The organism is Streptomyces sp. NPDC045701, from assembly GCF_056432045.1.
Map to the genome: position 1 here is coordinate 1 of NZ_JBWKJV010000039.1, position 6,334 is coordinate 6,334.

Annotated in this window: 9 protein-coding genes and 2 pseudogenes; 3 read left to right on the forward strand and 8 right to left on the reverse strand. The window is 69.9% G+C overall.

Annotated features, from left to right (window positions below; genetic code table 11):
- Window positions 1–188, reverse strand: a 188-nt coding sequence (locus AC07DW_RS27710; protein ID WP_478860410.1) for a hypothetical protein, incomplete at its 3' end; no start/stop codon positions are given.
- Between the two features lie 117 nt (window positions 189–305).
- Here AC07DW_RS27710 and AC07DW_RS27715 point away from each other — a divergent pair.
- On the forward strand, window positions 306–572 hold the full coding sequence (locus AC07DW_RS27715; RefSeq protein WP_478860411.1) for a hypothetical protein: 267 nt from the start codon (window positions 306–308) through the stop codon (window positions 570–572).
- A gap of 500 nt (window positions 573–1,072) precedes the next feature.
- Window positions 1,073–1,315, forward strand: coding sequence for a DUF6411 family protein (locus tag AC07DW_RS27720; protein ID WP_064070239.1), 243 nt, complete (start codon window positions 1,073–1,075; stop codon window positions 1,313–1,315).
- Between the two features lie 35 nt (window positions 1,316–1,350).
- Here the strand turns inward: AC07DW_RS27720 and AC07DW_RS27725 are convergent, their stop codons facing one another.
- From AC07DW_RS27725 to AC07DW_RS27735, 3 genes and pseudogenes are all read right to left on the reverse strand, one after another.
- The gene (locus tag AC07DW_RS27725; RefSeq protein ID WP_478860412.1) at window positions 1,351–1,713 is read right to left on the reverse strand and encodes a DUF6415 family natural product biosynthesis protein; all 363 of its coding nucleotides are present in this window, start codon (window positions 1,711–1,713) and stop codon (window positions 1,351–1,353) included.
- Between the two features lie 44 nt (window positions 1,714–1,757).
- On the reverse strand, window positions 1,758–1,937 hold the full coding sequence (locus AC07DW_RS27730; protein WP_478860413.1) for a hypothetical protein: 180 nt from the start codon (window positions 1,935–1,937) through the stop codon (window positions 1,758–1,760).
- Between the two features lie 97 nt (window positions 1,938–2,034).
- Window positions 2,035–2,821: pseudogene (locus AC07DW_RS27735) on the reverse strand (Scr1 family TA system antitoxin-like transcriptional regulator).
- A gap of 152 nt (window positions 2,822–2,973) precedes the next feature.
- Between AC07DW_RS27735 and AC07DW_RS27740 the strand changes: the two are divergent.
- Window positions 2,974–3,261, forward strand: coding sequence for a hypothetical protein (locus AC07DW_RS27740; protein WP_478860414.1), 288 nt, complete (start codon window positions 2,974–2,976; stop codon window positions 3,259–3,261).
- A gap of 156 nt (window positions 3,262–3,417) precedes the next feature.
- Here the strand turns inward: AC07DW_RS27740 and AC07DW_RS27745 are convergent.
- From AC07DW_RS27745 to AC07DW_RS27760, 4 genes and pseudogenes are all read right to left on the reverse strand, one after another.
- Window positions 3,418–3,698: pseudogene (locus AC07DW_RS27745) on the reverse strand (MobF family relaxase); the annotation flags it as partial.
- Between the two features lie 12 nt (window positions 3,699–3,710).
- A complete protein-coding gene (locus AC07DW_RS27750) occupies window positions 3,711–4,100 on the reverse strand; it encodes a hypothetical protein (RefSeq protein WP_478860415.1) in 390 nt (129 codons plus the stop codon).
- 340 nt (window positions 4,101–4,440) lie between these two features.
- Window positions 4,441–5,373, reverse strand: a complete 933-nt coding sequence (locus AC07DW_RS27755; protein WP_478860416.1) for an anti-sigma factor RsbA family regulatory protein — start codon at window positions 5,371–5,373, stop codon at window positions 4,441–4,443.
- The gene (locus AC07DW_RS27760; RefSeq protein ID WP_478860417.1) at window positions 5,373–5,726 is read right to left on the reverse strand and encodes an STAS domain-containing protein; all 354 of its coding nucleotides are present in this window, start codon (window positions 5,724–5,726) and stop codon (window positions 5,373–5,375) included. The genes AC07DW_RS27755 and AC07DW_RS27760 overlap by 1 nt, the downstream gene beginning before the upstream one ends.
- Window positions 5,727–6,334: the final 608 nt, after the last annotated feature.

Here is a 6,334-nt window from a genome sequence, read left to right on the forward strand (position 1 = left end):
CAGTACCGGTGGTTCTCGGTGGAGGTGACGGTGCCCACCCGGCGGGAGTCCCCCTCGCCGGCGGCGACGGTCAGGCGGACGAACGCCTTGTCCGTGTACGAGGAGGTGAACGGCACCGAGAGGACCGGCCGGGGCAGCGTCAGCTCGGCGTCGCCACCCGGGTCGGTGCCCGGTCCTGGACTGGTCAAGCCACGGCGTCCCGAGCCGATACCCACGCCCACAGCAATCCATCGGATGCGCTCTTCGAACCCATCGATACCCTCAGGCTGATCCCGGGCGCTGAGGAGGATGATCTGGAAGACCTGATGGTCGACGGTACCGGCTCCATCACGTTCTCCAACGGCTTCGGTCTCACTCTGGAAGTGGAGCGCGGGGGTGGAGATCCTCAGGAGTGGTCAGCCACCCTCGAAGTGCGCTGTGAGTGGGACGCTCTCCGGGTCCCATACGAGGATCCCGACCTCTTTCCTGCCTACGTACTCACGTCCGACGAGGCCTTTGACCGAAACATCCCCACCGAATGGGCACTGGCCGCCTGGGTCATCGACCACATGTGGCCTCACGAAGCCAAGTGACCGTATGGCAATCACACCCACGCTCGCTCTAGCTCAGCCGCGCTACGGCTCCAAGCCGGTGAGCTGGTGGCGGAATCCGTCGTTGAGTCGGCCCGTCAGGATGTCTCCCCCAGCTTTCAGGATGTGCGGCTCATGGGCTCCCACGTCGGCCAGCAGGTCTGATGCGGGAGCACAGGCCACGACAACTGCTTCCCCGACGCGGTAGAGGAGTTCGACGCCGCGCTCGCCGGCCGGAGCCGGGAAGTCCGGGTCGTCGTCCCGGGCTGGCGCAGCGCCTCAAGGCTGCCGATGCCCCGCAGGTGCTTCTCGAACGCCTCCCGTTCACCGCCCGGTCGTCGTCGACCGGGCCGCCGGCAACGTCGCCTGAGGCCCCATGCGTCGTCGACGAAGTCGCAGTCGCAGTCGACGGCCGACGTCGGGGCGTGACCGAGGGTTCGACGGGTACACGCGGTCGCACACGACGAAGCGTCAGCGCACCACCGAGGAAGTGGGGTCCAACCATGATGATCGCCGGAATCATCGCCGTCTGCGTCATACTCGCCGTTCTGGCGTTCTTCCTGCCCCGCCTCTCCAAGCACCCCGAGCGCGGTACTCAGAAGACCCTCGGCCTGGGCTCCCGCGCGGGCGGCAAGGCCCCCGGCCCGCTGGGCCGCCTCTTCAGCAAGCCGTTCAGCAGCAGCTCGAAGGCGGTCGGCAAGAGTGGCTCGGCCGGCCGCCGCATGCGGGGCCACATGCCCTTCTGACCCCACGTCCCACTCGGCCCGGCCCGCAATCCTTGTCAGCGGCCGGGCCGCGGTGTGTCTGCGAGGGCGAGCAGCAGAGCCTGCCCGCGCTGCTCGATCTCCTCGACCGGCTCGGAGAAGCAGCCGGCGGCTTCACGGAGAATGACGTCGGCCAGGGCGCCACGGCCGTCGTTCTTCGGCAGGGCGGCAGCGTGGCGCTGGACGTCAGCGGCAAGCGCGCGGGCGTGACCGGTGAGCTGGAGGGCGAGCTGCTCCAAGTCGCTGGCGGTGAGGGTGTCCTGTTCGGTCCAGGCGAGGGCGGCCTTGACGAGGCACTCGTACGGTTCGCGATCGAGCGGGAGCCCGGCTTCGATCAGGCCGTCGGGGTCGTACAGGACCGTGTGGGAGCTGGTGTGCATGGCTGGCCTCGCTGCCGAGAACGTCGTGTGCGGGTGGCCGGCGGTCACCAGTGGGGGTCCTCGCCGCCGCCAACCCCGTCGTCCTGGTCCTGGTCGTGCTGGCCGAGGAAGCGGGCGTAGCCGCGGTCGGGGCGTGCCAGCAGGGCCGGGGAAGGCCGGCCGAAGGCGGGGGGCGGGAGGCCGCGTCCTTCGGGTGCGTGTCCGGTGGGTGTGGGTGCGCTCATGGGGCACCGCCTTCTGTTGCTGGGTTGCGTCGGTGTTGTTCGACGCTACGGAGGCCGCCACCCAGCTCTCAACGGGATTGCGGGCAATTGCGGAAGTTCACTCCAGGGCGTCGATCGCGGCCTGGATGGGGGCACGGGCCGCGTCGCCGTAGACGGCCATCGACGCGAGGCCGGCGAACGCCTTGGCGTAGTCGGCGACCTCGCGCGGCCGCGTCACCTTGATCTCCGCCGTCAGCGTCTCCACCACGGCCATGGTGTCGTCGTGGACGTAAAACGCCTCCAGCGGCCACACCGTGCGCTGCGCGGTGAACGGGATGATCCCCAGTGAGACGGAGGCGAGCATCACGGCCAGGAGGTGGCGCAGCTGCCCGCGCGTCGGGGTCGGCGGTTCGTAGCGCAGGACGGATTCCTCGAGGAGGACGACGGAGCGGTGGCCGCCCTCGTAGAGGAACCGGGAGCGGGCGACGCGGGCGGCGACGGCTTCAGCGATGTCGTCGGGGGGTGCCCTGAAAGCGGGTGATCTGCCCCATCAGGGCCGTGGCGAACGCCGGCGTCTGGAGGAAGCCGGGCGGGACGTTGGAGACGTAGACCCGGCAGTGGCGGGTCTGGTCGTGCAGGGCGTACCAGTCCTGCTGGACCTTGCGCATGCCGTCTTTGTGCAGGCGGCGCCACTCCATGTACATCGAGTCGACCGCGCGAGCGGTGGCGATGAGGTCGTCGGCCTGGTCGTCAGCGCCGCACGCCGCGCACCAGATCCGGATGTCCGTGTCCGAGGGCAGCACTGCGCCCTTCTGGACGCGGGTGGTCTTGGCAGGATGCCAGCCGCACCGGGCAGGTGACGGCCTTCGTGGTGGCTTTGTCCATGAGAATGGGTTCTGGCTCAACTTCTGTCGTGACGAACCGGCGATCTGTCGATCGGGGTCGGGGTGCCGCCTGTGCCGATCCAAGGATGCGGACGGCAGCATGCCGTTCGCCTGTCACACTGGCCCCGTGTTGCACCGCAGCGGGCGGAGCCAAGAGGGAGACTGATCGCAGGATGTCCCGATGGATAGTGCTGGCCGTACCTGTCGGCGGCGTTGCAGAGGCGGACCGCGACGTGCGTACCGTCACGGAATTGGAGGGCAGCCCGGAAGAGGCAGCGGCGGCTCTCATGCAGGCAGCGAATACTTACGAGCACACCCTCTGGAAGGTGCGCCGCCGAGAAATCTTCCAGTGTTCAGACCGGTCCTACTTCCTTCGCCTTCGAGGGCGCCTGGCGACGTACGGCTTCTTCATCCAGCTGGCCGAACTGGTGCACGACTCCGACGCGTCGCCTGTTCCCTAGTCCTTCTCCTGATGCGGCCCGTACCCAGCGGATGGGCCTGTAGCGGATGCATAGCCCGATACCACAGCAGTTGAGCCGAGAGCCCGTTCTCACGGACAAAGCCATGGTGCGCCGGTTCGTCGACCGCGGCCTGCTGGTCGACCTGAGCGCTAACCCCAGGTGGTGGCGCTTGAACGCCCCGCGCATCACATACACCACGGCGACGACGTCGACGGCCGCCAGCGCTATGTCGACGGCCGGCCGCACCCGCGCCCACACCGCCGCGGCCGCCGCCCGCGCACGCTGCGCCAGCTGGTCGGCGACATCGGCGCCGTAGGCTCCGATCGCCGAGGTGCGCCACCGATCGATCAGCGACAGCAGCTCCTTGCGCTTGGGCGGGCGGTCTGGTCGGCGGCCTGGCAGGCCAGCGCGAGGGCGGCCCGCTCCCCCGGCGCGTGCCGTACCCCGGTTTATGACGCTCCGGGCACGGCGTGGTTCAGCAGTTCGATGTCTCCGTACAGGGCGGCGTGCAGCGCTGCGGCCGGGTCGCGGGCCCGCTCCTCTCCTTCCACGTCGTACAGGACGAAGTAGACCGGTCCTGCGGAGGAGTCCGGACGGATCTGGCGGGAGCGGATCAGCTGGATGACGGCGGCACGGACGGCGTCGTACGCCTCGTCGTCGACGGTGTGTTGCGGGGCGGTGAGTGCGTCGGCCTTGACCGTCCAGCGCGGGCCTTGGTGTTCGACGGCGACGAACACGGCGCGCTGCTGCTCGGCCTGCTTGTAGGCGGCGTTGAAGGCACCGGGATTCGTGGCGTCAGGGACGATGTGGGAAGGGCAGGCGGCCGGCAGCGGCTGCATGAGGGTCATCATGCCAGGACGGGGCCGTGTGGGTGTTGACGCGGCGCGTGTCCTTTCCGGGCGCGGGGGCGTCGGGTGGTGCGACGCGTGTATTGGCTCGGCGCCCCGTGGGCCGGTTGCCGCCTGCGGCTCCGACCCCCCCCGGCGTCGGGGCCGCGCCCACCTTCCCCGGTTTCCACGGGCCTGCGGGTCCTGCTGCCACTGCACCCGCAGCCCGCGGTCCTCCGGGACCAGGGCCACGCCCGTCTCCTGCCCGTCTGCGGCCGCCTCGATGCCGTACGGCGGCAGACCTGCCAGCAGGGGCGGGCGGCCCCCGGGCAGGGTGGCCGCCCGCGCGCTGTCACAAGCCGAGGTAGAAGCGCACGGTCGTGCCGTCGTCGCCGGTGTGCACACGCACCAGGTCGGCCACGTAGTGGACCAGCATCAGGCCCCGGCCGCCCGGCTGGCCCGGCTCCGGCGGGCGGCGGCCGGCCAGCGGATCGCCCAGTCGGCCCGCATCGTGGACCTCGCACACCAGCTGCCCTTGTTCGGCCCAGATGGCGAGTGTCCCGCGGCCTCCGCCGTGGACCACGCTGTTGGTCGTCAGCTCCGCAACCGCCAGCTCCACATCCATCAGCCGCTCCCCGGCCATGCCCAGCCGCATCGCCTGAGCGAGAGCGAACTGGCGGACCGCTGGAAGGTCCTCACCACCGTAGGAGAAGGCCGCGGCGCCCGGTGCCGGCGCAAGCGCCTGGTTGTACCGGCGGACGACCGCTTGCCAGTCGTAGACGTCGCTGACCGACTCACGTCCGTCCCCGCTGATGAGGGTGGGGTGGGTGACCTTCGCATCAGCGATCACCTCCGCATCCAGCCGCATCTCGTCGTACGGGCACAGGATCGTCACCGCCCGGCCCTCGAACGCGGCGTTGATCAGCGCCTCGTGCTGCGCGCACGCCGGGTACTCCACCGCGCTGCGCCCGGCCCAGATCGGCTCGCCGATGATCCGCACCCGCCCCTTCGGGTGGGCGTCGGCGAATCCGCGCAGCACCTTGGGGATGATCCGCCCCGGGTTGCGGCCGGCCTCGGTCATGTCCAGGAACAGGATGCCCTCGGCGTCCCCGCCCAGACCTGCCTTGATCAAGTCCAGGTTGGGGCCGGGCACCGCCACGGCCATCGGCTCGCCGTTGGCCAGGCCCTCGCGCAGGAAGGCCACCGTCTGCCGCGTGTACTCCTGCTCGGTGCGGTAGAACAGGGCCGGGTGCACGAACGCCTCGTGGGTGGTCACCGTGCTCATCACAGAACCACCTCGATCTTGTCCAGGCCCGGCCAGAACATCTCCAGAACCCGCGGCAGCTGCGGCGGGGGATTCTCGACCACAACCCTCCCGTCGGGCAGGTTCATGGCGGTGACCGCCAGCGCGGTTACCCCGGCCACGTCGACGAACGCCACATCCGACAGCTCCACGTACGACACGTCCGCGTGCCGCCGGGCCAGCTCCGACAGGGCCTGCTCCCACGACGGGCGAGTGAGGGCGCTGATCTCACCGCAGGCACGTATCCCGGAACGACCGGGCAACGGTCTCACCTCCAGCGTGGCCCTCCCGGGCTCCGCCGGGGCGGGCCCGCCCACCACATGTGGGGCATCCACGCTCGGACTCCTTCACATCGAGCCGCCTGCCGACCGTCCCGGCACGGGCAGAGGAAAAACTTGAAAAACTCCTCCTGCTGGGAGTGTATCCAGGCGGCAGACACGCCTGATCTGTAACGTTGCCCAGCTCACCGCCTGGCCGATCCCCAAAGCCTCATCGTGGTTCCAGCAGCCAGCAAGTGCTCCTCCCGGTATGGCCATCACCAGGGCGGTCGTCCAAGGCGGGGCGATGAGCGAGCTTCGACCCGGTGAGATCACTGACGAGATGCGCCAGGCCATGGACACCGCCCTGCGGCACAAATTCTCGAACGAACTGCACGCCCCGCGGCTACCATTAGGTCCGACGCCGAAGCCCGGTACGCCGGCGTAGAGCCCGGGTGGCAGGCCAGAGTCGAGTGAACACTGCCGTGGCTCGAGAACACCGCCAGCAACCTGACCGCGGACCGGTCGTAGGCAGCGGTGCCAGGGCGTGTCGCCGGAGTAGTAGAAGCCGCAGCTGACGCCGGGCTCGGTTGTGGGGGGGGGGGGGGGGGGGGGGGGGGGGGGGGGGGGGGGAGGGGGGAAGAAAAGAGAAAGGAGGGGGGGAGGGAGGGGGGAAAGGGGGCGCG

Bases quoted from the DNA above. Each gene is read 5' to 3' on its own strand.
- AC07DW_RS27715 (WP_478860411.1), top strand. From the start codon at position 306: ATGGTCGACGGTACCGGCTCCATCACGTTCTCCAACGGCTTCGGTCTC.
- AC07DW_RS27720 (WP_064070239.1), top strand. From the start codon at position 1,073: ATGATGATCGCCGGAATCATCGCCGTCTGCGTCATACTCGCCGTTCTG.
- AC07DW_RS27725 (WP_478860412.1), bottom strand. From the start codon at position 1,713: ATGCACACCAGCTCCCACACGGTCCTGTACGACCCCGACGGCCTGATC.
- AC07DW_RS27730 (WP_478860413.1), bottom strand. From the start codon at position 1,937: ATGAGCGCACCCACACCCACCGGACACGCACCCGAAGGACGCGGCCTC.
- AC07DW_RS27740 (WP_478860414.1), top strand. From the start codon at position 2,974: ATGTCCCGATGGATAGTGCTGGCCGTACCTGTCGGCGGCGTTGCAGAG.
- AC07DW_RS27750 (WP_478860415.1), bottom strand. From the start codon at position 4,100: ATGCAGCCGCTGCCGGCCGCCTGCCCTTCCCACATCGTCCCTGACGCC.
- AC07DW_RS27755 (WP_478860416.1), bottom strand. From the start codon at position 5,373: ATGAGCACGGTGACCACCCACGAGGCGTTCGTGCACCCGGCCCTGTTC.